Origin of the sequence: Paraburkholderia silvatlantica, assembly GCF_003096715.1 — a bacterium.
GTDB classification, from domain to species: Bacteria; Pseudomonadota; Gammaproteobacteria; order Burkholderiales; family Burkholderiaceae; genus Paraburkholderia; species Paraburkholderia silvatlantica.
The window spans coordinates 89758-115196 of record NZ_QEOL01000001.1 but is presented as its reverse complement, the minus strand read 5'-3'; the positions used below and the strand labels follow the sequence as shown (position 1 = coordinate 115196).

The 25439-nt window shown below is 65.4% G+C and carries 25 protein-coding genes; 13 read left to right on the top strand and 12 right to left on the bottom strand.

The window, feature by feature from the left end:
• Positions 1–317: 317 nt before the first annotated feature.
• On the bottom strand, positions 318–629 hold the full coding sequence (locus tag C7411_RS36860; protein WP_133253598.1) for a hypothetical protein: 312 nt from the start codon (positions 627–629) through the stop codon (positions 318–320).
• On the opposite strand from C7411_RS36860, the gene C7411_RS00515 reads away from it, so the two are divergent.
• From C7411_RS00515 to glgX, 6 genes are all read left to right on the top strand, one after another.
• Positions 628–1344, top strand: coding sequence for an ABC transporter permease (locus C7411_RS00515; RefSeq protein WP_110382630.1), 717 nt, complete (start codon positions 628–630; stop codon positions 1342–1344). The two genes, C7411_RS36860 and C7411_RS00515, sit on opposite strands and share 2 nt — an antisense overlap.
• Positions 1344–2264, top strand: a complete 921-nt coding sequence (locus C7411_RS00510; protein WP_110382941.1) for a glycine betaine ABC transporter substrate-binding protein — start codon at positions 1344–1346, stop codon at positions 2262–2264. Before C7411_RS00515 ends, C7411_RS00510 begins: the two co-directional genes overlap by 1 nt.
• Positions 2265–2274: 10 nt before the next feature.
• Positions 2275–2928 carry an ABC transporter permease gene (locus C7411_RS00505; RefSeq protein WP_110382629.1) on the top strand — a complete coding sequence of 218 codons (654 nt, stop codon included), beginning with the start codon at positions 2275–2277 and terminating at the stop codon, positions 2926–2928.
• The gene (locus C7411_RS00500) at positions 2925–4094 is read left to right on the top strand and encodes an osmoprotectant ABC transporter ATP-binding protein OsmV (RefSeq protein ID WP_110382628.1); all 1170 of its coding nucleotides are present in this window, start codon (positions 2925–2927) and stop codon (positions 4092–4094) included. The genes C7411_RS00505 and C7411_RS00500 overlap by 4 nt, the downstream gene beginning before the upstream one ends.
• Before the next feature lie 219 nt (positions 4095–4313).
• Positions 4314–4637, top strand: a complete 324-nt coding sequence (hmuQ, locus tag C7411_RS00495; RefSeq protein ID WP_110382627.1) for a heme-degrading protein HmuQ — start codon at positions 4314–4316, stop codon at positions 4635–4637.
• Positions 4638–4866: 229 nt separating this feature from the next.
• Entirely contained in the window at positions 4867–7044 is a 2178-nt protein-coding gene (gene glgX, locus C7411_RS00490; protein WP_110382626.1) for a glycogen debranching protein GlgX, read from the top strand.
• 144 nt (positions 7045–7188) lie between these two features.
• Here the strand turns inward: glgX and C7411_RS00485 are convergent, their stop codons facing one another.
• From C7411_RS00485 to C7411_RS00475, 3 genes are all read right to left on the bottom strand, one after another.
• Positions 7189–8184, bottom strand: a complete 996-nt coding sequence (locus tag C7411_RS00485; protein WP_110382625.1) for an isoaspartyl peptidase/L-asparaginase family protein — start codon at positions 8182–8184, stop codon at positions 7189–7191.
• Positions 8181–9122, bottom strand: a complete 942-nt coding sequence (locus C7411_RS00480) for a MurR/RpiR family transcriptional regulator (protein ID WP_243412989.1) — start codon at positions 9120–9122, stop codon at positions 8181–8183. Before C7411_RS00480 ends, C7411_RS00485 begins: the two co-directional genes overlap by 4 nt.
• A 320-nt stretch (positions 9123–9442) precedes the next feature.
• Positions 9443–11350, bottom strand: a complete 1908-nt coding sequence (locus C7411_RS00475) for a PAS domain S-box protein (protein WP_165822720.1) — start codon at positions 11348–11350, stop codon at positions 9443–9445.
• Between the two features lie 341 nt (positions 11351–11691).
• Between C7411_RS00475 and C7411_RS00470 the strand changes: the two genes are divergently transcribed.
• From C7411_RS00470 to C7411_RS00460, 3 genes are all read left to right on the top strand, one after another.
• A complete protein-coding gene (locus C7411_RS00470) occupies positions 11692–12150 on the top strand; it encodes a PRC-barrel domain-containing protein (protein WP_243412988.1) in 459 nt (152 codons plus the stop codon).
• A gap of 400 nt (positions 12151–12550) precedes the next feature.
• Complete coding sequence (locus tag C7411_RS00465; protein WP_110382622.1) at positions 12551–12820, top strand: hypothetical protein; 270 nt, start codon at positions 12551–12553, stop codon at positions 12818–12820.
• A 215-nt stretch (positions 12821–13035) separates the two neighbouring features.
• A complete protein-coding gene (locus C7411_RS00460; RefSeq protein ID WP_243412987.1) occupies positions 13036–14583 on the top strand; it encodes a methyl-accepting chemotaxis protein in 1548 nt (515 codons plus the stop codon).
• A 64-nt stretch (positions 14584–14647) separates the two neighbouring features.
• Here the strand turns inward: C7411_RS00460 and C7411_RS00455 are convergent, their stop codons facing one another.
• The 4 genes from C7411_RS00455 to C7411_RS00440 all read right to left on the bottom strand — a co-directional run bounded on the left by C7411_RS00455 (position 14648) and on the right by C7411_RS00440 (position 18782).
• Positions 14648–16195 carry a hypothetical protein gene (locus C7411_RS00455; RefSeq protein WP_110382620.1) on the bottom strand — a complete coding sequence of 516 codons (1548 nt, stop codon included), beginning with the start codon at positions 16193–16195 and terminating at the stop codon, positions 14648–14650.
• Between the two features lie 181 nt (positions 16196–16376).
• The gene (locus tag C7411_RS00450; RefSeq protein ID WP_110382619.1) at positions 16377–16676 is read right to left on the bottom strand and encodes a hypothetical protein; all 300 of its coding nucleotides are present in this window, start codon (positions 16674–16676) and stop codon (positions 16377–16379) included.
• Positions 16677–16833: 157 nt separating this feature from the next.
• Complete coding sequence (locus C7411_RS00445) at positions 16834–17862, bottom strand: helix-turn-helix domain-containing protein (RefSeq protein WP_110382618.1); 1029 nt, start codon at positions 17860–17862, stop codon at positions 16834–16836.
• Between the two features lie 164 nt (positions 17863–18026).
• Positions 18027–18782: a DeoR/GlpR family DNA-binding transcription regulator gene (locus tag C7411_RS00440; RefSeq protein ID WP_110382617.1), complete on the bottom strand. Its 756-nt coding sequence runs from the start codon at positions 18780–18782 to the stop codon at positions 18027–18029.
• A gap of 133 nt (positions 18783–18915) precedes the next feature.
• On the opposite strand from C7411_RS00440, the gene C7411_RS00435 reads away from it, so the two are divergent.
• The gene (locus tag C7411_RS00435; protein WP_110382616.1) at positions 18916–19503 is read left to right on the top strand and encodes an NUDIX domain-containing protein; all 588 of its coding nucleotides are present in this window, start codon (positions 18916–18918) and stop codon (positions 19501–19503) included.
• A 33-nt stretch (positions 19504–19536) separates the two neighbouring features.
• Complete coding sequence (locus C7411_RS00430) at positions 19537–19833, top strand: YciI family protein (RefSeq protein ID WP_110382615.1); 297 nt, start codon at positions 19537–19539, stop codon at positions 19831–19833.
• A gap of 26 nt (positions 19834–19859) precedes the next feature.
• On the opposite strand, the gene C7411_RS00425 is transcribed toward C7411_RS00430, so the two are convergent.
• The 3 genes from C7411_RS00425 to C7411_RS36855 all read right to left on the bottom strand — a co-directional run bounded on the left by C7411_RS00425 (position 19860) and on the right by C7411_RS36855 (position 21760).
• Positions 19860–20663: an FRG domain-containing protein gene (locus C7411_RS00425; RefSeq protein ID WP_042259512.1), complete on the bottom strand. Its 804-nt coding sequence runs from the start codon at positions 20661–20663 to the stop codon at positions 19860–19862.
• A gap of 142 nt (positions 20664–20805) precedes the next feature.
• The gene (locus C7411_RS00420; protein WP_207786516.1) at positions 20806–21321 is read right to left on the bottom strand and encodes a pyridoxamine 5'-phosphate oxidase family protein; all 516 of its coding nucleotides are present in this window, start codon (positions 21319–21321) and stop codon (positions 20806–20808) included.
• A gap of 67 nt (positions 21322–21388) precedes the next feature.
• Positions 21389–21760, bottom strand: a complete 372-nt coding sequence (locus tag C7411_RS36855) for a hypothetical protein (protein ID WP_133253597.1) — start codon at positions 21758–21760, stop codon at positions 21389–21391.
• Between the two features lie 78 nt (positions 21761–21838).
• Here C7411_RS36855 and C7411_RS00415 point away from each other — a divergent pair, with 78 nt between their 5' ends.
• On the top strand, positions 21839–23620 hold the full coding sequence (locus C7411_RS00415; protein ID WP_110382939.1) for a methyl-accepting chemotaxis protein: 1782 nt from the start codon (positions 21839–21841) through the stop codon (positions 23618–23620).
• An 18-nt stretch (positions 23621–23638) separates the two neighbouring features.
• On the opposite strand, the gene C7411_RS00410 is transcribed toward C7411_RS00415, so the two are convergent.
• A complete protein-coding gene (locus tag C7411_RS00410; protein WP_110382614.1) occupies positions 23639–24622 on the bottom strand; it encodes a response regulator in 984 nt (327 codons plus the stop codon).
• Positions 24623–24919: 297 nt separating this feature from the next.
• Here C7411_RS00410 and C7411_RS00405 point away from each other — a divergent pair, with 297 nt between their 5' ends.
• Entirely contained in the window at positions 24920–25417 is a 498-nt protein-coding gene (locus C7411_RS00405; protein WP_110382613.1) for an acyl-CoA thioesterase, read from the top strand.
• Positions 25418–25439: the final 22 nt, after the last annotated feature.

The following is a 25439-nucleotide window of genomic DNA, read 5'->3' as shown; positions in this document are numbered from 1 at the left end:
GCGGAATATTCTGCCGCAGAAAACGCGTACCTGTACATCGTTTTCTGTCACTTTTAAAAACGGGAAATCCTACCGGAATATTTTAATCCGGATAACTGATTAATTTACAGAAATGACATACCGCATGCGACGCCGCCTGTTATACGTCAACTCGCGATCGCTCCCCAAGGTAGACGCACCTAATCGAATGATCTATACTGATCTCGTTTCGATCACAACGAAGTCGTTCTCGTGCGCATTGAGATACAAGGTCCACGCCAAGGGGCCGCTGTGTCGCAAGCGCCGTTCAAACGGGCCTCCGGCCCTCGCGCAGCGGTTCAAAACCGCCGCATCCATGCCGTCACCAGGCGGTTTCCTGCTCCAGCGCGCATCGATCTGCTCGGTGCCGTTGAGCTGAACATGACAACCAGAAGAACGCGAGAAGCGCGTTCATACAACTGCGGCCACATAGCCATCGTGCGTGGGCGGACGGGTCTTCGCCCGCCTTCCTGTCCGTAGTTTTCGTCGGTTCCAATCGCGGCCATGCCGGGATCACGAACTTCCTTCGCGGCGCCTTGAGCATCTTCATGGGCGTCCCCGCTGCGCAGCGTTGCGCCGCGCGGCACAGAAACAAGGAGGCGTACCTTCATGACTCGACGCTCTGCCCTGCTCGCGGGCAGCCTGATCGCCCTTGCCGTCATCGCGTGGGCACTCTCGCGCGCCATCGGCGCCGATACGTGGCAAAGCCACGCAGGCGACCTTGCCTACTACACCGGGCGGCACCTGCTGCTGGTCGGCTATTCGATGGCGCTCGCCATCGTGGTCGGCGTGCCCTCCGGCGTGCTGCTGAGCCGGCCGCGCTTCGCGCGCCAGGCCGAACGCTTTATGCAGATCTTCAACGTGGGCAACACGATTCCCTCGCTCGCGGTGCTCGCCATTGCGCTCGGCGTGTTCGGCATCGGCGACGTTCCCGCGATCGTCGCGCTCTTTCTCGCGTCGCTGCTGCCCATCACGCGCAATACGTACGAGGGCGTGAAGAACGTGCCGGGCGCGCTGCGCGAAGCCGCCCGCGGCATCGGCATGACGGGCTGGCAGTCGCTCACGCGCGTGGAATTGCCCAATGCGCTGCCCATCATCGTGGGCGGCGTGCGCACCGCGCTCGCCATCAACGTGGGCACGGCGCCGCTCGCTTACCTGATCGGCGCCGACAGCCTCGGCTCGCTCATTTTCCCCGGTATCTATCTGAACGATCAGCCCTTGCTGCTGCTCGGCGCCGCGTTCACGGCCGCGCTCGCGCTCGTGCTGGACGGCGTGGTCGCCGCCGGCAGCCGTCAGTGGCTCTCGCGTCACGGGGGGCTCGCATGATGTTCGCGTCACCCTTCAAATCCCTGCGCCGCTTCGTTAAGGCCTGCCTGATCGGCGCGGCGTTCGTTGCTGCCGCCACGCCCGCACTCGCGCAGCCCAGGCTCGTACTGGGCGCGAAGAACTTCACCGAGCAATACGTGCTCGCCGAAGTCACCGCGCAATACCTGCGTTCGCGCGGCTATACCGTGGAGGTGCGTTCCGGCCTCGGCAGCACGCTCATGCGCAGCGCCCTGGAGAACGGCCAGTTCGACCTCGTCTGGGACTACACGGGCACGGCGGCACTCGTCTACGACAAGTTGACCGAAAAGCTTTCGCCCGAAGCGATGTACGAGCGCGTGAAGGCGCTCGACGCGCCGCGCGGCCTCGTCTGGCTCAATGCCTCGCCGCTCAACGATACGTATGCGTTAGGCCTGCCAGGCAAATTCGCCGAGCAAACCGGCATCACCACCGTCTCGCAGCTTGCGCAAAGGCTGAAGACGGACCCCGACGCGAAGCGCTACGTGTTCGGCATGGACGCCGAGTTCGCGAATCGTCCGGATGGCCTCAAGCCCCTGCTCGCCACCTACGACATGAGCTTTCATCGCTCGCAGATGAAGCAGATGGACCCTGGCCTCGTCTACACGGCGCTGCATAACGACCAGCTGAAGATCGGCCTCGTCTACACGACCGATGGCCGCGTGAAAGGCTTCGGCATCGTGCCGCTCGAAGACGACAAGCACTTCTTCCCGCCGTACAACGCCGCGCCCGTGGTGCGCAAGGAAGTGCTGGAGCGCAATCCCAAACTGGCCGCGCAGCTCAACGCGCTTTCCGCCGCCCTCAACAACGACGTGATGCAAGACATGAACAAGGCCGTCGATCTCGACGGCAAGCCCGCCCGGCAAGTGGCGGCGGAGTTCCTGCGCACGCATACGCTCCCTTGAAGGAGGCCGCATGAACGTATTCGACTATCTCGCTTCGAACTGGCCCGAACTGCTGCAGCTCACGCTCCAGCATCTCTGCCTCGTGGGCGTCGCCGTGGGCTGCGCGATCATTGCGGGCGTGCCGCTCGGCGTGCTCATCAACCGCCACGACTGGCTTGCGGCGCCGCTGCTGGGATTGGCGACCATCATCCTCACGCTGCCCTCCATCGCGCTGTTCGGCCTGATGATCCCGGTGTTCTCGCGCTTCGGCCAGGGCATCGGCGCGGTGCCAGCCGTCACGGCGGTGTTTCTCTACTCGCTGCTGCCCATCATGCGCAACACCTACCTCGCGCTGCGCAACGTGGACGCGGGCATCAAGGAAGCCGGCACTGGCATTGGCATGACGTCGTGGCAACGACTGCGTCTAGTCGATTTGCCGCTGGCCGTGCCCGTGATTCTCGCGGGCGTGCGCATGGCGGTCGTGATGAACATCGGCGTGATGACCATTGCCGCCGTGATCGGCGCGGGCGGCCTCGGGACGCTGATCATTCGCGCCATCGGCCAGAGCAGCATGATGAAGCTGCTCGTGGGCGCCGTGCTCGTGAGCGTGCTCGCGATCGTCGCCGACCTGTTGCTGCAGATGCTGCAGCGCGCATTGACACCGAAAGGAGTACAGAAGACATGATCGAACTCGACCAACTCACGAAGACTTTCACGCAGAAAGACGGCCAGGCCGTGCGCGCCGTCGACTCGGTGAGCCTTTCGGTGGCCGAAGGCGAGATCTGCGTTTTCCTTGGCCCGTCGGGCTGCGGCAAGACCACCACGCTCAAGATGATCAACCGGCTGATCGAGCCGACCTCGGGCCGCGTGCTCATCAACGGCGAGGACACCACGGGCCTGAACGAAGTGGATCTGCGCCGCCACATCGGCTATGTGATCCAGCAGATCGGCCTCTTTCCGAACATGACAATCGAGGAGAACATCACGGTCGTGCCGCGCCTGCTCGGCTGGAACAAGAAGCGCTGCGCAGAGCGCGCGGCAGAACTGATGTCGATGGTCGCGCTCGACCCGAAGCTGTATTTGAAGCGCTATCCGCGCGAACTTTCGGGCGGGCAGCAGCAGCGTATCGGCGTGATTCGCGCGCTGGCCGCCGACCCGCCCGTGCTGCTCATGGACGAGCCTTTCGGCGCGGTCGATCCGATCAATCGCGAGACCATCCAGAACGAGTTCTTCCAGATGCAGCGGCAACTCAGGAAGACCGTCATCATGGTGAGCCACGATATCGACGAGGCGATCAAGCTGGGCGACCGCATCGCGGTGTTCCGCCGCGGCAGGCTCGTGCAGTACGACCATCCCGATACGCTGCTCGCGCGCCCGCATGACGACTTCGTCGCGCAGTTCGTGGGCCAGGACAGTACGCTCAAGCGCCTCTTGCTCGTGAAGGCCGGCGACGCTGCCACGCAGCCCGAAACCGCACGCGCCGAAACGCCGCTCTCGCACGCGTTCGCCGCGATGGACGAAAGCGATGCGCGCTACCTCACCGTGCTCGACGACGCGCAGCACGCGCTCGGCTTCGTGGCGCGGCGCGCCGCGCGCGGGGCCGAAGGCGTGTGCGGTGATCGCATCACGCCCTTCCCCGCGACGGTTTCCGTCGACGACAACCTGCGCATCGTGCTCTCGAAGATGTACCAGTTCCGTGCCTCGTGGATGCCGGTGCTCGACGCCGAGGGCGCCTACGTAGGCGAGATCACGCAGGATTCGATAGCCGACTATCTGAGTTCGGGCCGCTCGCGGCAGCAGACCGGACAGCCGCCGAGCGCGGTGCTGCGGCCGGCGGCCGCGACTGTGTGAGCGGGGGGTCACGCCAGAACGCGTGCTGGAGCGCAGTGCGCAATCCGACCACGACACTGCGCCCGCCCTCGGGCGCGATGTCGCGTACTACCTGAAGCTGAGGGCCTGGCGCTGCGCGAGCGCTTTCACGGCCTCTTATAATCGGAACTCGAAGCGGCGGCGGGCGTAGTCACCCGCCGCCTCGCATATCGATTTTCCGTACGCGAAGAGGAATGCCGCATGTATATCGCCATGAACCGCTTCAAGGTCGCGCCGGGCTCCGAGGCCGCATTCGAGGAAGTCTGGGCCACGCGCGACACGCACTTGAAGCAAGTACCCGGCTTCATCGAGTTTCATCTGCTCAAAGGCCCGCAGCGCGAAGACCATGTGCTCTATGCGAGCCACACGATCTGGGCGAGCCACGCACACTTCGACGACTGGACGCGCTCCGACGCATTTCGCGCGGCGCATCGAAACGCGGGCAATGCGGGCGGTGCAAACCGTCCGCTCTACTTGAGCCACCCTGAGTTCGAAGGCTTCGAGGTCGTGCAAACCGTGAAATAGAAGGCGCGCGCGAACTCATGAAGTGAATCGGTAAATCTGTGCACGCGCTGCGCCAAAGCTACACGCTCGCAGCGCGCACCACCGCGGTGCCCCGCGCATCCAGCCCCTCTCTCCTCGTCCTTCCCCTGCGCCGGGCCTTTTAGGCCCAAACCTTGCTTGATTCAAGCCCCCGCCCTCGCGCGCAACAGTGTTGGAGGCACGCCCCATCGCGTCCCCAACCGACCAGACCATGAAGAAGAAAACCGCTACCCGCATCGTAGAAGGACAGCCGTTCCCGCTCGGCGCCACCTGGAACGGTCGCGGCGTGAACTTCGCGCTCTTCTCGGCGAACGCTGCAAAGGTCGAGTTGTGTCTGTTCGACAAGAACGGCCTGCGCGAACTCGAACGCATCGCGTTGCCCGAATACACCGACGAGGTCTGGCACGTCTATCTGCCGGACCTCGAACCGGGTGCGATCTATGGGTACCGCGTGCATGGGCCGTACGAGCCGCAGGCGGGCCATCGCTTCAATCCGCACAAGCTGCTGCTCGATCCCTATGCGAAGGCGCACGTGGGCGCGCTGCGCTGGCATCCCGCCGTGTTCGGTTATACGATCGGCAGCCCCGACGGCGATCTTTCGTTCGACACGCGAGACAGTGCGCGTTATGTGCCGCGCTGCCGCGTGGTCGATCAGGGCTTTACCTGGCACCACCCGATGCGCGAGCGTGTGCCGCGCGAGCGCACGATCATCTACGAGACGCATGTGCGTGGCTTCACGATCCGCCATCCCGACGTACCGCCCGACGAGCGCGGCACCTTCGCCGGGCTCGCGCAAACGCCGGTGCTCGAATATATCCGCGGACTTGGCGTGACATCCGTGGAGCTACTGCCGATCCACACCTTCGTCAACGACTCGCACCTGCTCGAACGCGGCCTCACGAACTACTGGGGCTACAACACCATCGGCTTCTTCGCGCCGGACCCGCGCTACTCGGTGGGCGCGCACGGCTCGATCGACGAGTTCAAGAACATGGTGGACCGGCTGCATCAGGCGGGTCTCGAAGTCATACTCGACGTGGTTTACAACCACACCGCCGAAGGCAGCGAACTGGGTCCGACGCTCTCGTTTCGCGGAATCGACAATGCTTCGTACTACCGGCTACCCGAAGACAGGCGCTACTACATCAACGACACCGGCACGGGCAATACGCTCAATCTCTCTCACCCGCGCGTGCTGCAGATGGTCACGGACAGCCTGCGCTACTGGGTGCTGGAAATGGGCGTGGATGGTTTTCGCTTCGACCTCGCGACGATCCTCGGGCGCGAGCCCTACGGCTTCGACGAAGGCGGCGGTTTTCTCGACAGTTGCCGCCAGGACCCGATACTCGCGAGCGTGAAGCTGATTGCCGAGCCCTGGGATTGCGGACCGGGCGGCTACCAGGTGGGCGGATTCCCGCCCGGGTGGATGGAATGGAACGACCGCTTTCGCGACACCGCGCGCGCCTGGTGGAAAGGCGACGAGGGCAAGGCACCCGAACTCGCCACGCGCCTGTGCGCCTCGGGCGACAGCTTCAACCGGCGCGGGCGGCGGCCATGGTCGAGCGTGAACTTCGTCACCGCGCACGACGGCTTCACGCTGAACGATCTCGTTTCGTACAACGAGCGTCACAACGAAGCCAACGGCGAAGAGAACCGCGACGGCCACGGCGACAATCTCTCCTGGAACTGCGGCGCGGAAGGCCCGACCGACGACCCTGAGATCCGGGCGCTGCGCGAGCGCCAGAAGCGCAACTTCCTCGCCACGCTGCTACTCTCGCAGGGCACGCCCATGCTGCTCGCGGGCGACGAGTTCGGCCGCACGCAGCGCGGCAACAACAATGCGTATTGTCAGGACAACGAGGTGAGCTGGGTGGACTGGGAGGGCATTGACGACGCGGGGCGCGCGCTCGCCGACTTCGTGCGCAAGCTCACCGCGCTGCGCCATGCACTGCCGGTGCTGCGCCGGAACCGGTTTCTGATCGGCGAGCACAACGCCACGCTCGACGTCACCGACGTCGAATGGCTCTCGCCCGCCGGCGTGCCCCTCGCCCATGAGCAGTGGGACGATCCGGCCATGCGTTGCTTCGGCATGCTGATCGACGGACGCTCGCAAACGAGCGGTATCATGCGCCTCGCCTCGGATGCGACCATGCTCATCGTGCTCAACGCCTATCACGACGTGGTGGAATTCACGCTGCCTTCCGTGCCGGGCAACGATCAGTGGAGCTGCCTCATCGACACGAACATGCCCGTGCGCGACGAACTGCCCGAATTCGAAGCGGGCGATATTTACCAGGTGACGGGCCGTTCCCTGCTGCTGTTCGCGCTGCACGCGCGTGGCGCGACGCAGCGGGTGTTCGATCGCCTGGAGGAAGATCTCACCGGGTGAGCGGCAGGCTTTTCGCGGATTGGCGGGAAAGCCGCCAATCCGTTGCGCGATGTATGACGCGACTGACAGTTAGTTGCACGACTGAGTGCGAGGACGTCTGCACGATGAGGATTCCTTCGTCTGGTGCGCAAAACGATGCGCCGCTTAAACGTAGATCGACGCAACGGGCGCTTCGCCCACGCGCGCGTAGCCGCGATACATGCCTTCGGTGTTGAACGGCAGGACCACGTTGCCTTGTGCGTCCACGGCGATCAGGCCGCCACGGCCGTCGATGCGCGGCAATTGCTCCATCACGACATTCGTTGCTGCTTCGGAAAGCGAAACACCGCGATATTTCATCTGCGCCGCCACGTCATAAGCCGCGACCATGCGCATGAACATTTCGCCCGACCCCGTGGTGGACACCGCACAGGTAGCGTCGTCGGCATAGCAGCCGGCGCCGATCAGCGGCGCGTCGCCCACGCGGCCCACCTGCTTGTTCGTGATGCCCCCTGTCGAAGTCGCCGCCGCGAGATGGCCGTGCGCGTCGAGCGCCACCGCGCCCACGGTGCCGAATTTGCGGTTCGGGTCGATCGGCTCGTGCGGCAGGCTGTCTGCCGATGCGTTTGCCGCCGCCTTCGCTTCGAGCGTTGCGCCGTCGTGATCGAGCATCGCGCGTGCTTCGCCGCGTGCAAGCAGCCACTGGCGGTAGCGCGCATCGGTGTGGAAATAACCGGGATCGACGAATTCGAGACCCTGTGCCGCCGCAAACGCTTCCGCACCTTCGCCCGTGAAGAGCACGTGCTCGCTCTTTTCCAGCACGCGGCGCGCTGCCAGCACCGGATTGCGCACATGCTTCACGCAGCACACGGCGCCCGCTTCGAGCGTGCGGCCGTCCATGATCGAGGCGTCGAGTTCATGCGTGCCGGCGGACGTGAAGACCGCGCCGTGGCCCGCGTTGAAAAGCGGACAGTCTTCGAGCAGACGCACCGCTTGCTCGACAGCGTCTAGCGCGCTGCCGCCAGCGGCCAGGATGCGCTGGCCAGCCGCGAGAATGCCGCTCAGCGCGTCGAGATACCGGGTTTCGACTTCGGGCGCCATCGAGGCGCGCAGGATCGTGCCGGCGCCGCCGTGGATGGCAATGACTGCGTTCGATTTCATGACTTCGTTTTCGCTGGGGAAGATAGGGCGGCAGGCGCCTGCGCCGGGGCCGAGGTAAGCCACGGCAGCACCGATTCGGTGATGGCCGCCGCGGCGACGACGGAATCCTTCGCGCGCAACGCCACGGCATCGCACAGCGCTTCGATGACGGCCAGCACCGCGGCTTCCGAGTTCGCCGCGAGGCGACGCTCGGAGCGGATCAGCAGCGTGAGATCGGCGAAGCGCGCAAGCGGAGAGTCGATGCTGTCGGTGAGCGCGAGCACGCGCGCGCCCAGCTTCGCAGCGTGACGCGAGAGCTTGATCGTGTCGTCCACGTAGCGCGGAAACGCGATGCCGATCACGAGATCGTCCTTGTTCGCGCCGAGCAGCCTGCGCGCCGAATGCGTGGGCCCGCCGACCGACGCGAGCGCCCGCACGTTGTCGAGGTACGGCAGCAATGCGTTCTCCATGAGCCCGGCGAGAAACGCGCTCGTGCCCGAGCCGATCACGTAGACGCGGCGCGCCGAGAGGATCGCGTCGACGGCTGCGGCGGCCGCTTCGCTGTCGATCGACTGGCGCGACAAACGCAGGTTCGACTCGGCCTGCTCCAGCGAGGCGCCGAACAATTCGGCGCCGCTGGCCGGCGATTCCTGCGCGCTGCGCAGCCGCTCGACCGGCGCGAGCGTGGCCTCGAAGCCGCGCACGAGCGCCTCGCGAAACTGCGCATAGCCGTCGAACCCGAGTGCGCGCGCAAAGCGGTTGGCCGTGGCCACCGACGCGCCCACCGCAGCCGCCAGTTCGTCGATGCGCATGGTCGCGGCGTGAAACAGGTTCGCGAGCACGTATTCGGCCATGCGCCGGTGGCCCGGCGTGAGAACGGGCATCGCGGCGGTAATGCGCGCGACGATCCCGGCTTCGGGCGTTTCGTGCGTATCCGGCGTTGAGGGTGGGGTTGGCACGCGTGGGCAGGCGTTGGAACGGCAAAGCCGTAAATAAAATTACATGGTCGAATCTTAGTGAAAATTTATTTTCATCACGCCCCGCGTTTACCCTGTTCAAGCAAAACAAGGGGAAAATTGGCTTGACCTGGCACAACGAGGCGCCCGGCTGCGCGCCCCGGCCACGTTGCAGGATTTTGGAAGGAGAACCCGGCACAAGCCGGAAAGACGTGCCGCCCGCAGGCGAGATAAGGCGTGCGGCGGCGCGTGGAGCGTGGTGCTGCACTTGCCGCCGGCCAGGCACCGGCGGCAATCGAATCATGAAAACGGCGTGCGCGGCTTCACGACGCCGCCATCGCTTCAGCGCCCGGCGCCAACCGCCACGTATTGCGTCCCGCGCGCTTGGCTTCGTACATGGCCGCATCGGCAAGACCCAGCGGATCGTCGGCCAGCGCCCGGTTCCCGGCTTCGGCCGAGAGCACCGCGCTCGTCGCGTCCACCACACCGGCCGCGCCTGTCACGCCAGTCAGCACGACACCCACGCTCGCGCTCGTCTCGATCACGCGGCCCGCGACGACGAACGCCTTCGACACTTCACGGCAAATGGCCGCCGCGATGCGCTCGCCGGTACGCGCGTCGCGCACGCCGCGGCTTGCCACCACGAATTCGTCGCCGCCCAGGCGGCTCACCACGTCGCCCATGCGCACGGTGGCGGCGAGCCTGCGCGCGACCTCCCTGAGCAAAGCGTCGCCCACATCGTGGCCGTAGCGGTCGTTGATGGACTTGAAGCCATCCATGTCCACGAAGAAGAGCGCGAAAGGCCCACCGCTCGCACGCAGTTCGCGCAGCGTCTCCTGCAGCGCGCGCCGATTCGCGAGCCCCGTGAGCGGGTCGATCAGCGCGCCCTCGCGCAGGCGTTGCTCGGTGCGGCGCTGCTCGGTCACGTCGTGCGCCATCACGTAGAAGCCCGTCACCTTGCCTTCGCGCCTGGCCGGAATGTAGGTGGCCGACCACACGCGGTCGGTATCGGCCCGATAACGCACCTCGTCGCAGGTCACGCGCTCGCCCGCCAGCGCGCGCGCAAACAGCGGCTGCAACTGCTCGAAGACTTCGGGGCGAAGCGTCTCGCTCAGGCGGCGCCCGCGCAACGCTGCCGGCTCCGCGCCAAACACGCGCCTGAACGTCTCGTTGTTGAACTGGTAGCAAAGATCGCGATCGACCACGGCAATCAGCGCCGGCACGTTGTCGGTGATGGTCTGCAGCGCGTCGCGGCTGCGCCGCAGTTCCGCCGTGCGCTCGCGCACGCGCTCTTCGAGCTCGACGTGATAGTTGCGCAATGCCTCTTCGCTCTTCTTGCGGCTCGTAATGTCCTGCACCGCCGCGATGAAATGCAGCGGCGTGCCCGACACGTCGCGCACGAGCGACACCGCGAGACTGACCCACACGGTTTGGCCGTCGGGCCGCAGATAGCGCTTTTCGATAGCATACGTGGCCTGGCGCCCCGCGAGCAGTTCGGCCACTTGCGCGAGATCGGCGGCGATGTCGGCCGGGTGCGTGACCGATGCGAACGTGCGGCGGCGCAGCTCGCTCTCCTCGTAGCCGATGATCTGCGAGAACTTCTGGTTCACATCGAGAAAACGGCCGTCGAGATCGACCACGGCCTTACCGATCGGCGTTTGCTGAAACACGGTCCGAAAGCGCGCCTCGCTGATGGCGAGCGAACGGCGGTCGCGCTCGTGCACCGTTCGCGAGTGGTTCAGCTGCCGGCGCAATTCCAGCTCGCGTTCCACGAGGTGCGCGAAATCCGCGAGCATTGCGGACTGGGCGGCGTCGAACGCGCGCGGCTTTTCGTCTATCAGGCACAGCGTGCCGACCACCTGGCCGTCGGCGAGGCACAGCGGCGAGCCCGCGTAGAAACGGATGTTCGGTGCGCCCGTGACGAGCGGATTATCGAGAAAGCGTTCGTCGTCGAGCGCGTCCTCCACCACGAGCATGCGCTTGCTCAGCACGGCGTGCGCACAAAACGACACGCTGCGCGGCGTTTCGCACGCGGCCAGCCCACAGTGCGACTTGAACCATTGGCGGTCTTCGTCCACGAGCGAGATCAGCACGATCGGCATGTCGAACGCGAAGGCGGCGAGCCGCGAGATGCGATCGAACGCCTCTTCGGGATCGGTGTCGAGTATGTCGAGTTGCCGCAGCGCCCGAAGGCGGACGTCCTCATCCAGAGGAAGCGGAGCAGTGATCATCGTGTGGGAGGCCCGGCAGGGCGGATACGGTTGCGCGGCGCTTCCCGTACCGGCGCGCCTTGATCGGGGTTTACGGCCAGACCAGGCAAAAACTGAAGCACGGGAATGCGCGCACCACACGTGCCGCGCAAGGCTTGCGCGCCAGACATTTCCCCTGTGCGCAAATCGCAGCTTAAGCGTACGAACGTTCGGCATCGAATCGAGGGGCGCGACGCGGTACGCCGCTTGCTGTATCTGCCGCAGGCGGCCAGAACCGCCGCGGCATCGCCTGCCGCCTGACACGGGAATCGTCGGGGGTCTGGCCGGACTCAACGTTGTTCCCTTCCTGTTCGGAGACCATCATGCCCACCTTCACTCCTCCGCCCATGCCAACCGGCAATGGGGTGCGCATCGTCGGCAAGGGCCGCGTGAGCGCGGCGGGGCCTGGCCCCGACGTGATGGCCGCCAGCACGCTCGACAGCGACCGCGTGCTGAGTTCGGACGGCCAGGAAGTCGGCAAGATCAAGGAAATCATGCTCGACGTGCAGAGCGGCCGCGTAGCCTACGTGGTGATGTCGAGCGGCGGCTTTCTCGGCATTGGCGACAAGCTGCTCGCCATTCCATGGAGCGCGCTCATGCTCGACACGAGCCGCAAGTGCTTCCTGCTCAACGTGTCGTCCGAGCGCGTGAAGGAAGCGCCGGGCTTTGACCGCGACAGTTGGCCCTCGATGGCCGACGCGAGCTGGGGCAGCACGCTGCACGCGTATTACGGCGCCGAGCCGTACTGGGCCGCAGTCGAGCCGGTGACGCCGCGCCACTGAGCCGTAGTTCCAGCACACGCCTCCGAGCCGGCAAGCGGGCGCCCGGAGCCGCCCGCCCGATCCGGCAATGCGGCGAACTGGACGCGATATCGCGCCCTGCTCGCCGCATTGTCCGCCGCCCCCCGGTCATAGACTGATCTCGCAGTCGAAGGAACAACCGGGAACACCTTTGGGGGCGGCGATGCGGGTCACGAACTGGATTCTGGTGCTGGAATGCGCGTATATGGAGTTTTCCAGCTGGCGCGGCAAGAACGTGTATCGCCGTACGGTGGCGTACGACAGTGTGGTGTGGTGCTAACCCCTCCCGCAACCATCCAGGCCCCGACGATCGACGCAACGACAATCCTCCACTACAGTCGAAGACTTTACCGTCATCGCTGCTGGAATCGAGGATCCGAACATGCTGTTCCCCGCCGTCGCCACCGTCGCCTTGCTCATCGTCGTGTATGTCCACGCGAACATTCCGCGCTTCACCGAACGCGGCCCGAAGCGCATCGTCGCCCACGCCACGCTGTTGCTGGCTGGCCTGTGTTTCGGCGTGATCGGGGCGATGATGTCCGGCACGATCGCGCCGCCGTGGGCGGTGATCGCATGCGGCCTGGGCGTCGTGCATCTGCCGGCCCTCTGCGTGCTCGTGCTCAAGCGCCTCAGGCATTCGGGGCACAGTTAAAGCGAAACGCGCCCGCCTTCGTCAAGTCCGTGGCGCGCTGAGGCGCGCGCAATGATCCCGATCGACTGGGGAAAACCGCCATTGCACAACGGTTCCCGCGCTGAGCTTCAGTTCCTTCGCCCAGAGCCGTAAACATGTTCGGTGCTTTGCCGCCTCACGCGCGGAGCACGACCGTTTTTCTGCTACGTAGCCCCTCGCGTTCTGGAGCCCTCTTCGTGTTTGCACGACTCTCTATCTCTGTCCGTCTGCGCATCGCGGTCGGCGTGCTGGCCTTGCTGATCGTGGCAGCGGGCGTTTCCGGCCTTGCGGGCATGTCGCGCACCAATACGGCGCTCGGCTATGCCTACTCGAACCAGCTGGCCGCCGCCACCAACATCGGCAAGGCGAACCTGAATCTGACCATCGCGCGCACGACGCTCGACCGCATTCTCCTGCACCCCGACGCGCCCGATGTTCAGCCGTTGCTCGAAAAGGCGCAGAACTATCTCGCCACCTCGAACAGCGCCTGGGAGGTCTACCGCTCACTGCCGCACGCCCCCGAAGAACAAGCGCTCGCCGACGGCGTTCAGGCCGCCTTCACCGGCATGCTGGAGCAAGGCATCCAGCCGCTCATGGCCGCGGTCAGGCAAGGCGACCGCCAGGCTCAGGACGACATCGCGATGAAGCGCATTCCGCCGCTCTCGGTCGCGCTCACCAAGGCGTCGACTGCGCTCGAGGCATGGCAGAAGGCGCACGGCGAGCAGGCGTTCGACCGCGCGCAGGACCGCTATTCGTGGCTGCAGGCCGGCAGCATCGCGCTGATCGTGCTCGGCCTCGCGGTGGCAGGCGTGTGTGCCGTGGGACTGCACCGCGCGATCGCCGCACCGCTCGAAGACGTGCAGGGCGCGCTCCAGCGCATTGCAGACGGCGACCTGACCGCCAACCTCGAAACCCGTTCGAGCGACGAAATGGGGCGCCTCGTGACGAGCCTGAAGGCCATGCAGGACGCGCTCGCGCACACGGTGCGCAAGGTCAGCCACAGCTCCGAGTCCATCTCCACGGCGACGCGCCAGATTGCCGCCGGCAACGACGACCTGTCGCAGCGCACCGAAGAACAGGCGGCCTCGCTGCAGGAAACGGCCGCGAGCATGGAGCAGCTCACCGCCACGGTCAAGCAGAACGCCGAAAACGCGCGCACCGCGCAGACGCTGGCCAACAGCGCGCAGGAAGTCGCCGATCGCGGCTCGCAAGTGGTGAGCAACGCGGTGCAGACGATGGAGCGCATCGACGGCAGCTCGCAGAAGATCGCCGATATCACCGGGATCATCGAAGGCATTGCGTTCCAGACCAATATCCTCGCGCTCAATGCGGCGGTGGAAGCCGCGCGGGCGGGCGAACAGGGGCGCGGATTCGCCGTGGTCGCGAGCGAGGTGCGCTCGCTCGCGCAGCGTTCGGCGGCGGCCGCCAAGGAGATCAAGACGCTGATCGCCGAGTCGGTCGAGCACGTTTCGTCGGGTTCGGAGTATGTGCGCGCCGCCGGCGTGACGATGAACGAGATCGGCGAGTCCATCGGCCGCGTAACGACCATCATGCATGAGATCGCGAACGCGTCCGACGAGCAGCGCGACGGCATCGAGCAGGTCAATCTCGCGGTCTCGCAGATGGACCAGGTCTCGCAGCAGAACGCGGCGCTCGTGGAACAAGCGGCCGCGGCCGCCATGGCGCTCAGCGAGCAGGCCGACGCGCTGCACGACGCCGTTGGGGCTTTCAGGCTCGCGCGCTGAGCGCAGGACAGGCGCTACAGGCGATCGATCAAGGCGCTGCCGGCAAGAACCTGCCGCCTCAATTTCACGCGCTGTTCAGGAAGATCATGCCGTGGATGCTGGCAAGCGCCTGCTGCCATGCGGCGGTGTTGCGCGCGGCGTCGCCTTTCTCGATCAGCGGTTCGAGCATCGAAAGCAGGTTCGTCGGGCGTGAGGTGTCTTTCGGCGTGTTCACGTCGGAAACGAGCACACCTCGTTCGTACTTCGAATCACGCGTATTCTGCGCCGACGACTGAATCAGCGTGGCATTCAGCAATACGCCGCGCGCCGTCGCTATCCGCACCGCGCTTTGCGCGCTATCGTCGATGCGCACGTAATCGTAGTTCTGCGAATCTCTCGACGACGTGAGGACAGGCGCGCCCCCACCCTGCAGCGCCTGATGGTAGCTCGCACTCAAATGCGCCTGCTGGATCTGCGAGATCCTGCCCTCGCGCGCCGAGCCTTCGAGTTGCGTGCTCTGCGCGACCTGATAGGAGAATGAATCGACTTCGCCAGGGCGCATCGGATTGGGCGAAGTGCTCGTGTCCGTGATCGACGCACTGAAGTCGGCGAGACCCGTGAGCATGGCCTGATCCGACTGCTGCAGCGCCGGAGCGTACGCGGCTCCCGGCAACGTCTCGCCCGAAGGCGCGCCATAGTCCTCGTTCATTTGCGCGAAGCCGTCTTCGAACATCGACATCAGCGCGGCATTGCCGTGTCCGCGCGAATTCGCGTGGTCGAACTGCGCCAGATAGCTCGCTATCGATGCCGCGCGCTGCGCGCCGGTTCCCCAAAGTGCGGAATGACGCGTGTCGACCTTGACGTTCATCGCGCCGGCGGCGCTCGTTACGCTCAGGCTGCGCGCCGAACTGTCCTGCGAATAGCTGGCCGAAATATTTCCGTTGCGGTCGCCCGTCACGTTGTAGTGAAAATTCACCGACGCGAGCGCCGACGTGTCGAACTGCGCGAGACCGCTCACGTCGAGTTTGGGCGGCACGGCGCTCAGGCCGTCGATGGCCTGCTGGAAACCGTCCGAGAGTTTCGCCAGCGCGCTGCGTTCGCTCTCGCCAAGCGTGCCGCTGCTCTTGATGCTCACCGAGAGGCCGCCGTCTTCGCTGCCCAGCTCGATTTCGACCGTCACGCCGCTCTTCGTTCGAATCGTCAGACCGATCTGGCCGTTTGGACCATTCGATCCTTGCCCCACTGGCGCAAGGCCGCTTGCCGACGAAACGCTGACCGACTGCGCATAGTCGCCGCCCGTGGTCTTGAAGCGATCGAGCAACGCACTGCCAAGCCCGGCGAAATGGCCAGCCATCGTCTGCGCGGCGTAGTTGCCCATCATCGTGAGCGACACGATATCGCTGTTGTCGCCTGCCCAGCTCAACAGCGGCGCGGTGCCGGTGAGCGTGCCTTCTGGCGTATAGGTTTGGAGCACGGCAAGGCCGCTTGCCGAAGGGATGGTGACAACGGTCGAGGACGAGAGCGCCGCGAGACTGGACGCGACGCTGCCGGCCTCGGCGGCGGGACTGACGCTGCTCACGAGGGGCGCGAGCGCGAGGGTCGTGGCGGCATCCAGGGACGATAGCGTGGTCATGGCTCGATGCGTTCTTGTTGTTCGCCAGGCTGCACGCCCGGCCGTTCGCAAAAAGGCGCTGCACGCCGGCATGCCGGCGCGGCCAACTGCTCTATCGCTCTATCGTCACGTATTACGAAATCTTTAGATTAATCTTTCGCCTGCCCATACGGGCGCATGCGTATGCCCGGCCGTCTGCGGCTCAGCTTGCGCAGGCCAGTTCCCGCATCCGGCGCGACGCGTCGAAGTCCCGGGCCTGCATGGCAGCCGCAGCGCAGCCACGCTTTTCCAGCCGCTCGGCCAGCAGCCAGCAAAATGCGTCCAGCGCGGCCCTGCCGTGCGTCGCGACGAATTCGCGCATGACTTCGTGCACGGCGCCTTCCTGTGTCGCCGCCGAAAGCATGCTGGAAATATGCGACGCGCCGCGCGCGAGTTCGAGCGAATACGCCGCTTCGTAGTAGTACAGACCGCTTTGACGCGGCTTTTTGTGGGCCTTTCTCATGTTTCCCCCGTTTGCCTGGATCTCGCAGGCGCCTGCATCTTTGCAGGTGGCGCATGACGCGGCAATGAATCGGCAGTGCCGGGGGCCAAATCTGTCGCTATGTCTCAAATACTTGTTGTTTTGTCTCACACGCGGCTTGCACGATCCGGGTTTCTGCTCAACGCATCAAGGCCATCCAGTAGCGCCAGTCGTCCGCGCCGGATTCTTTCGCCAGTTCGGTATCGCCGTTGAGCGCCAGCATGCGTACCGCGCGCGGCGAAAGGCCAATCGAGCGGCGGAAGGCGCGCGTGAAATTCGCGGCATCGGTAAATCCGTGCGCGGCGGCAATATCGGCAATCGACATGCCGCGTCGCGCCGGGTCGGCGAGCAACGCGCGGCAGCGCCGCAGGCGGCGCTCGCGCACATAGGTCGCGAAACCGCCCTCCTGCTCGAAAAGCCGGTACAGCGTGGCGCGCGACATGCCGAATGCACGCGCAACCCCTTGCGCGCTCAATTGAGGATCGGTCAGGCGCTTCTCCACATACCGGCAGATCGACACGAACGCGCATTCCTGAACGGCCGGCATATGTTCCGGGCTCACGCTCGCGTTGAGCGCGCTGGCCGCGAGCTGAAGCGTGGCAGGCATGACGGCCTGGGCGTTGGCAAGCGTCATCTGCGGGGCGTGCCGGTAGAGCGCGCCCAGATGCTCGCGCAGCAGCGCGACCGTGGGATCGGCGCCGCGAATCACACGCATGCTCTGCTGGTCGGGTGCGCTCAGCAACGGCGCGAGCAGGCGCCGCGGCACCGCCAGATTGAGGAACTCGCTTGGTGTAGTTTCGGTCGCGAGCGGTTGGGCTGCGTCCACGATGAACATGTCGCCCGGTTGCGTACAGGCTTGCGGGCCGCCGTCGCGCACCCGGCAATGGCCGCCCAGATAGAACTGCAGAACATATTGGTCATGCCCGTCGCGCCCGATCTTCGCGTTCGAGCGGTCGTAGCGCTGCGCACCCGTGCGTATCGAGCCCAGCACCACGTCGCCGAACAGGTAGCCGCTCACGCTGGTTCCAAATCCCGCGTCGCGCGATTCGGCGGTCTGCGTGTCGAAGATGACGCTCACCGCCTCGCGCCACGCGGAAAACTGCTGGTCGCGAGGCAAGCCGCTGGTATCGAACGCGGAATGAGGCAGGGAATTTGGCGTTGGGCTCATGGGCCACCTCGGTATGCGAAACGGCTAGGGGATGGGCATCCTCCACTCGACTACTGCGCTATCGGTTGCGCGCGCAAATTCTTTAGGGTACGCGCGGCAGGGAATTCGACTGGCGCGTGCGCAAGCCGGTGCTTCAGGCCTGGCGTGACGGCGCGCTTACGCACTCAGGCGCGCACCACCGTCACGCCGGCCGCCTCGATCGGCGCGGTGAGCTTCGCGTCCGTCGAACGCTCGACGACGATGGCCTGCGCCATGCCGACCGGACCGATGCAGTACGGCGACGCGGCGTTGAGCTTGGCGGCCGACGCCAATACGACCGTTTCAGCCGCGCGCGCGGCCAGCGCGCGCTTGACACAGGATTCCTCGAAATCGCCGGTGCTCAGGCCGGCTTGCGCGTGCACGCCCGTCACGCCCATGAAGTACAGGTCTGCGTGAATGTGCGCGATCGCCTCCACGGCCGCCGCACCCACGGTGACCACCGAATGCTTGTAGAGCTTCCCGCCGATCAGTATGACCTCGACGGCGGGATGCTCCGCGAGCGCCACCGCGACGCCGGGGCTATGCGTGACGATGGTTGCCTGCAGATCGCGCGGCAGGCACTCGACCAGAAGCGCCGAGGTGGTGCCGCCGTCGACGATCGCCACCTGCCCCGGCGCAATCATGTCCGCGGCCTTTTGCGCAATGCGCCGCTTGGCCGCCACCTCCATGCCGCGCCGCTCGGCAATGGGCGCCACCGCCGGCGAAGCCGGCAGCGCGCCGCCGTGCACGCGCTGCAACAGGCCTGCGGCCGCCAGTTCGCGCAGGTCGCGCCGCACCGTGTCCTCGGAAACGCCGAATTGCGCGCTCAGTTCGCCGGCGAGCACCTGGCCGTCGCGCTTGAGCGCCGCGAGTATCGCTTTCTTTCGTTGATCTGTGAGCATGGCAATGGCACGAACCGGATGGCACGGAGTGACACGAGGTGACACAAGGTGACCCGGGATTGCACGAATTTTCTTGATTTTGCACGAAATTGCACGATACCATGAATGTCGAATGCCGACCAGGGGGAACGAGATGACAGCAACGAAAGACCGCGTGCGAATGATCGAAACCGCCGTGCTGTCGGACGACTGGTATGTGCTGCGCAAAGTGACCTTCGACTTCCTGCGCAGCAACGGCACGTGGCAACGCCAGAGCCGCGAGACCTACGATCGCGGCAACGGCGCGACCATCCTGCTGCACGACCCGCGCAGCGGCAATGTCGTGCTCACGCGGCAATTCCGCATGCCGACGTTCGTCAACGGGCACGACGGCATGATGATCGAGGCCCCGGGCGGGCTGCTCGACGACGCCGCGCCCGACGAGCGCATTCGCGCCGAAGTCGAGGAAGAGACGGGCTACCGCGTGCGCAACCTGCGCAAGGTGTTCGAGGCGTACATGAGCCCCGGCTCCGTGACCGAGAAGCTCTATTTCTACCTGGGCGAATACGACCCCGCCGAGCGGCCCGGCGCGGGCGGCGGAGTCGAGGAAGAAGGCGAGGACCTGGAAGTGATCGAAGTGCCGCTTGGCGAGGCGCTAAGGATGATCGAGCGCGGCGAGATCGTCGACGGCAAGACGATCATGCTGTTGCAACACGCGGCGTTGCGCGGCCTCGCGCGCTAACATACACGCTTCGCCCGCTTTCTTTCGACACCCATGTACATCGTTTCGCTGTTTTATACCGCTTCGCTCGAACGCATCGACGACGCCCTGCCCGCGCATCGCGCGTACCTCGACGCGCAGTTCGAAGCCGGCAATTTCATTGCCGCCGGCCCGAAGATGCCGCGCGACGGCGGCGTGATCATCGCTTCGCACATGCCGCGCGAGCGGCTCGACGCATTGCTCGCCGCCGATCCCTTCGCGCAACAGGGGGTCGCTACCTACGAAGTGACGGAATTCAAGGCTACGCGCCTCGCGCCCGGCCTCAATCTCCCGCGGCCCGAAACGCCGTGAATGTGGCCGCTGGGGGCCGGGCCTGTTCAGTTCGGCGAGCCCGCAACCGGCACCACCATGCCCGACCACACGATTTCCAGCTCCACTGCAATGGATCGCGCGAGCCCGTCGAGCCCCGGAAACAGCGACGCATTCGTGATGTTCATGCGGTAGAGCCACTTCATCGCGTCCATGCGGATGCGCTCGGGCAGCACGATCTTGTGCAGCAGTTCCTCGTGGCTCTCGTAGCCTTCCAGAATGGCCTGCAACGGCTTGTCGATCACGCCCGGCACGACAAACGTGCCCGACTGCGCGACGAGCCTGTCGTCCATCTCCGTGGGCTCGCCCGACCAGAGAATTTCGTTCGTGTTGCTAAAGAAGTAGCGTTCGAAGTTGTCGTGCGCGCGCGGGTCGATGACGTCGCGCGTGAGGGTGGGATTGGCCTTGGGCAGCGCGCGGCTGTTCCAGAGCGCGGGCGTGTTCAGCGCGTAGACGGCCGCGTCGCCGATTGCGCGTTCGAGCGCGAAAAAGGCAGCGACGAACGGGCTCTTGGTGAAATCGAGCAGCCGCGTGGGCGCGCCGTGGTGCTGCATGAGCGCGAGACAGCGCAGGTCGTCCTTGAGCAGGTCCGGATGCGCGAGAAAGTTATGCGCCTTGCGGCGAAACACGCGAATGGCGCGCTCCTCACGTTGGCGCCATTGCAGCCGGTCGCCCACGTAGTCGCGCATGTACCGCGTGAGCGAGCTTTCGAGGTGCCACTGCGCGTTCTGTTGGCCGCGAAACGCCCAGCCGTCGAGCTGCGTCGTCAGCGCCATGAACTGTTGCCAGTCTGTGAGTACCGTGGTCTGCATCGTGGTTCCGGTAGCGTTTGCGTTGCGTTTGCGTTTGCCTTTGCGTTGCGCTCGGTCGCGCGAAGCGCGCGCCCCCGCCGGGCACGCTAGCACATCGACAATGACAACATCGCGAAGGTTCCGCCACGCACCGCGTGCAAACTCAGGCGAAGGTACGCAGCATCGCGATCTGCTCGCGCCAGCGCGCCAGCACCTGCGCGCTCTCGTAGAGCCGGAACGTCACGCCGCTCAGCACCTCGGCATACTTCGCGCGATGCTCGGTGACGGATTCGATTTCCACACGAAATACGCTCAGTGCGAGTGCCGTTTGCCGCTGCGCCACGGCGTGCGAGCGCGCGCGAATCTCCAGCAGCGCGCCGTCGTGCACGAGCGAGAGCGTGAGGCGGCCGTCGCGCATGAGGTTGGCTGTGGTGCCGGACTGCGGCCAGATCGCGATGAGCAGCGTGGTGGCGTTCACGGCCAGGATCTCACCCGCGCTCAGCTGGGCGCCGTGCGGCCAGCCGTCCTCGCCGACGGTCGAAAGGCGAACCGCATCGGCAAGGCGCGCTTCGAGGTGCTCGCCGTCGAATTCGCGCACGAGCGCGGCGGGCAGTTGCGTGACGGGTTTGGGCCACATCGCGGGCTGCATCGCCTGCGGGGCCGGTTCGTTTTGCTGCATGGGGCGTTCCTTGCGGGAGTTGCGCGCGTCGAGTCTGCCGAAATTGGACCGTAGCGCCGCGCCGAAGTCAAATCGCCCCGCCTTTCATCGATCGTTCAACCCTTGGTCGCGCCGAACGTGAGCCCCGCCACGAAGTGCTTCTGCATCGCGATGCGCCGCTGCGTGCCCACCAGATGCTCGAACCGTAGCCGCGAGCGATCCAGCCGGCGGTCTTTGTGATGGGCGCATCGCCCGAGTTATGAAAGCGAATGCGAAAGCCGCTCGGGCTTTGCTGGTAGATATCCCACTGGTCACCGGTTTGCAGATCCTGAGCGACGATCGAAATCGCGGGCGTCTCCTTGAACGGCGCCGCCGAGGGCGAAAGGATAACGAAAGAATCAGCGTAAGAAACCGCACCCGGCGCAAAGAACCGATAAGCAAGCTTAAGGTTCCGCTCCAATCATCCGTTAAACACGATGGCGCTGCAGCTGTGCGCCGCCGCGAAAAACAGATCGAAGATGGCTGGAGAAAAACGAACGTGAAGCGAACAACGTTGAATCAGAAGGCCTGGAGCATCGTCGGGCTGCTGTGGATCTCGCTCGTCGTGCTGGTGTTGGCGAACGCCTTCATGACGCGCTCGGGCATGGTGGCGGACCGCAAGGCCCTCGTCGAGCAGGAGACGCAAACCGCATTGGGCGTGGTCTCGTACTACCAGAAGGAAGCGGCCGCCGGCCACATGAGCGCCGACGACGCGAAGCGCCTCGCCATCGCCACGCTGCGCGGCACGCGCTACGGCGACGACCAGAGCGGCTACTTCGGCATTTACGACAGCAACGCCCTGGCGCTGCTCGTGCCGCCCAAGCCGGAGATGGAAGGCAAGAGCCAGGCGAATTTGACGGACCCGCGCGGCACCCACGTGGCGCTCGAGATCGTCAAAAGCTCGTCCACGGGCGGCAACGGCTACAGCAGCTACTGGTGGCCAAAGCCCGGCAAGAGCGCGCCGGTCGAAAAGATCACGTATTCCGCCCTCGTACCAGGCTGGGACTGGCACCTCTTCACCGGCATCTATACCGACGACATCGACGACGCCTTCCGCAACGCGCTGATTCGCAACCTCATACTCGTGACATTGATCGGCGCAGCCGTGACGCTCGGCCTCACGTGGCTCATCCGCACGATCCTGCGCAGCCTCGGTGGCGAGCCGGAATACGCCTCGCAGATCTGCCAGCGCATCGCCGAAGGCGATCTCACCGCCCACGTGAATCTCGCGCCCGGCGACCAGCGCAGCCTGCTCCACTCGATGCAGCAGATGCAGCGCCAACTGGTCGAAACCGTGCAGCGCATCCAGACTTCGGCTGAATCGATCACGACTGGCGCCAAGGAAATCGCGGCGGGCAACCTGGACCTTTCCTCGCGTACCGAAGAGCAAGCCGCCTCGCTCGAGGAAACGGCCGCCAGCATCGAAGAGCTCACGACCACGGTCAAGCACAATACGGACAACGCGCGCCAGGGCAATACGCTCGCGGTGAACGCATCGGAAGTCGCCGCGCGCGGCGGCGAAGTCGTGCGCCGCGTGGTCGAAACGATGAACGAGATTTCGAGCAGCTCGCAGCGCGTGGAGCAGATCATCGGCGTGATCGACGGCATCGCTTTCCAGACCAACATCCTCGCGCTCAACGCGGCCGTGGAAGCGGCGCGCGCCGGCGACCAGGGCCGTGGCTTCGCCGTCGTGGCGGGCGAAGTGCGCAGCCTCGCGCAGCGCAGCGCGACGGCCGCCAAGGAGATCAAGGACCTGATCGGGCAGTCGGTGGCACAGGTGTCGGAAGGCACGAGGCTCGTCGATGAAGCGGGCAAGACCATCGACGAGGTGGTGGTTTCGGCGCGCCGCGTGGCCGACCTGATGGGCGAAATCGCAGCGGCTTCCGAGGAACAGCATACCGGCATCGAGCAGGTGAACCGCGCCGTCGCGCAGATGGACGAAGTGACGCAGCAGAACGCGGCGCTCGTGGAGGAAGCTTCGGCCGCGGCGCAGTCGATGGCGGCGCAGTCGAATGGCTTGCGCGATGTCGTGACGGTGTTCCGGGTCGGAGCGCAGGCCGAGCCGACGGTTACGTCTGCGGTGGCAGCGCCCGCTCAACGCGCGCGTGCCGTGCGCCCGGTCACACCGCTCACGCGCCCTGCCCCCTCGCCCGCGAAGGCCACGCAAAGCACGCCGGCCCGCAAGGCCGCGAACGCCGCACCCGCGGCACCCGCAAAGGCGGCATTGGCCAGCCCCGTGGCCGCCGCGTCCAACGAAACCGCAGACTGGGAAACGTTCTAAATGCCGGTTGGGATGTGATCACGCAAGGCGCCCGCCCTCACCGGGCGCGCCTTGCTGAGCCCGCCAGGCGGCAAACGTGATCAACCCGGGCGCAAGACCCGGATCGCCGATACGAGTCCAGCTCGTATAGGTATCGTCGAGTCCCGGCGCCGGCTGCGGCGTGGCGAACGCCACGCGCGACATGCCGGGCCGATACGCCTCGTTCGGCCAGTAAACCGGCATGACGCGGCGCGCCGCCATTTCCTTGCGCAACGCTTCGGGGCCGCCCTCGTCGGTCACGACATCGCATTGTGCCGCCCAGTCGTGGCTGTCCCATGCGAGAAACACACCGGCGTTGCCTTCGGCGTCGAAAGTGAGCACCGCATTTTGCTCGGGGCGCCAGTAGTACTCGACGATGCGCTCGCGCTGCGCGACTTCGTGCAGCACCTCGGCGATGCGCCGGTTCGCGTAAATCGCGCCCACGCCATGCACGCCGATATGGCCGCGCCGCGCGCAGAACTTGCGCCTGGCGTCTTCGATCGCGCCGCGCAGCTTGCGGGTCATGGCGGGATCGGACTTCTTCACGTAGAAGTCGATCAGCCCCGCGTTGAACGCCTCCACCGCGCGCGATTCGTCGGCCGTGGCCGTGAGCAGGATGCGCGTGCACGCAACGTCCTTCGCGGCGGCCAGGAATTCGAGGCCGGTCATCTCCGGCATTTCGTAGTCCACGACGAGCACGGCGATATCGCCAAAGCGCGCCGCGTCGGTCATCACGTCCTCGCCCAGTGCGTTGCCGCCGCGCTTCTCGAACTCCGACCATGCGGCGCCCGCTGCGGGATTGCGCGCACTCTGCCGCGCCTCGTGCGAAGCGACGAAGGCCAGCGCCTGGCTCGCGCTCGTGAAGCAGCGGTCCGTGCCCGCGCCTGGAAAGAGGCCGCGCAGCGCATAGAGGAAGTCGGGGCTGTCGTCCAGAAAAACGACGGAGACGGGGTGGTACACCGGCTGTCTGACGATGGAACTCATGCTGGATCTCGGTTAAGCACACTGCGCCTCATGCGGCGCACTCGACACCGGGAGCTGCACCGCGAGGAAAATATGTCGATTATGCGGCGTCTCGCCTGGACACAGCAACCCGAAGCCGCAGGTGCGCGGTCAATGGAGCACGCGCAAACGTTATCGCACCCAGCGAGCATGAAGCGCTTTGCGTATGTGGGGAGCACGGTATTGGACGAAGAGGAACACGAAGAGAATGATGCATGCCTCCTTTTCTCCGGAGGCACGCGCGGCTGCCGCCTGCAGTCCTTATCTGGAGTCATTCTGATGTACGCACGCGAATCCATTCCCGCCGTCCTGTCCCGTGGCACCGCCGGATTCTCCGACGAAATCATGGAAGCTACGCCGACCAAAACGTTCCATCACGTCATCGACATTTACCTGAAGGACTCGAACGCGTTCATGAACACGTATTTCGCCCGCTATTTCGAATGGCAAGGCATTTGCCGCGAACGCTGGTTTCACGAGTGCATTCACAACAATCTGCTCGCCTCGGGCGGCGTGTTCGTCACCAAGCGCGCGCACCAGGAATACGTGCAGGAAACCTTTCCGTTCCAGCGCGTGGATTGCTACCTCAACACCTTCCAGGTGCGTCAGTGCTCCGCGTATCTCGTGTTCCGCTTTTGCGTGGACGGACGGCCCGTTTCGCTCGGGTATCAGCAGATTCTCTTTGCCGGCACCGACAAGCGCATTCGCCGCTTTCCGCCGGGCATCGTCGAGCGCGTGAAGGAATACGAGCTGGTCCTGCCAACGGGTTCGAACTGAACGTCTTGAACCCGGCTGGCTG

What these genes read in the sequence shown, in the direction of transcription:
- C7411_RS00405 (WP_110382613.1), top strand. Translation starts at nt 24,920, where the DNA reads ATGTACGCACGCGAATCCATTCCCGCCGTCCTGTCCCGTGGCACCGCC.
- C7411_RS00475 (WP_165822720.1), bottom strand. Translation starts at nt 11,350, where the DNA reads ATGATCACTGCTCCGCTTCCTCTGGATGAGGACGTCCGCCTTCGGGCG.
- C7411_RS36860 (WP_133253598.1), bottom strand. Translation starts at nt 629, where the DNA reads ATGAAGGTACGCCTCCTTGTTTCTGTGCCGCGCGGCGCAACGCTGCGC.
- C7411_RS00425 (WP_042259512.1), bottom strand. Translation starts at nt 20,663, where the DNA reads ATGCAGACCACGGTACTCACAGACTGGCAACAGTTCATGGCGCTGACG.
- C7411_RS00420 (WP_207786516.1), bottom strand. Translation starts at nt 21,321, where the DNA reads ATGCAGCAAAACGAACCGGCCCCGCAGGCGATGCAGCCCGCGATGTGG.
- C7411_RS00500 (WP_110382628.1), top strand. Translation starts at nt 2,925, where the DNA reads ATGATCGAACTCGACCAACTCACGAAGACTTTCACGCAGAAAGACGGC.
- C7411_RS00485 (WP_110382625.1), bottom strand. Translation starts at nt 8,184, where the DNA reads ATGAAATCGAACGCAGTCATTGCCATCCACGGCGGCGCCGGCACGATC.
- C7411_RS00410 (WP_110382614.1), bottom strand. Translation starts at nt 24,622, where the DNA reads ATGAGTTCCATCGTCAGACAGCCGGTGTACCACCCCGTCTCCGTCGTT.
- C7411_RS00430 (WP_110382615.1), top strand. Translation starts at nt 19,537, where the DNA reads ATGTACATCGTTTCGCTGTTTTATACCGCTTCGCTCGAACGCATCGAC.
- glgX (WP_110382626.1), top strand. Translation starts at nt 4,867, where the DNA reads ATGAAGAAGAAAACCGCTACCCGCATCGTAGAAGGACAGCCGTTCCCG.
- C7411_RS00440 (WP_110382617.1), bottom strand. Translation starts at nt 18,782, where the DNA reads ATGCTCACAGATCAACGAAAGAAAGCGATACTCGCGGCGCTCAAGCGC.
- C7411_RS00455 (WP_110382620.1), bottom strand. Translation starts at nt 16,195, where the DNA reads ATGACCACGCTATCGTCCCTGGATGCCGCCACGACCCTCGCGCTCGCG.
- C7411_RS00465 (WP_110382622.1), top strand. Translation starts at nt 12,551, where the DNA reads ATGCTGTTCCCCGCCGTCGCCACCGTCGCCTTGCTCATCGTCGTGTAT.
- C7411_RS00510 (WP_110382941.1), top strand. Translation starts at nt 1,344, where the DNA reads ATGTTCGCGTCACCCTTCAAATCCCTGCGCCGCTTCGTTAAGGCCTGC.
- hmuQ (WP_110382627.1), top strand. Translation starts at nt 4,314, where the DNA reads ATGTATATCGCCATGAACCGCTTCAAGGTCGCGCCGGGCTCCGAGGCC.
- C7411_RS00435 (WP_110382616.1), top strand. Translation starts at nt 18,916, where the DNA reads ATGACAGCAACGAAAGACCGCGTGCGAATGATCGAAACCGCCGTGCTG.
- C7411_RS00505 (WP_110382629.1), top strand. Translation starts at nt 2,275, where the DNA reads ATGAACGTATTCGACTATCTCGCTTCGAACTGGCCCGAACTGCTGCAG.
- C7411_RS00470 (WP_243412988.1), top strand. Translation starts at nt 11,692, where the DNA reads ATGCCCACCTTCACTCCTCCGCCCATGCCAACCGGCAATGGGGTGCGC.
- C7411_RS00515 (WP_110382630.1), top strand. Translation starts at nt 628, where the DNA reads ATGACTCGACGCTCTGCCCTGCTCGCGGGCAGCCTGATCGCCCTTGCC.
- C7411_RS00445 (WP_110382618.1), bottom strand. Translation starts at nt 17,862, where the DNA reads ATGAGCCCAACGCCAAATTCCCTGCCTCATTCCGCGTTCGATACCAGC.
- C7411_RS00450 (WP_110382619.1), bottom strand. Translation starts at nt 16,676, where the DNA reads ATGAGAAAGGCCCACAAAAAGCCGCGTCAAAGCGGTCTGTACTACTAC.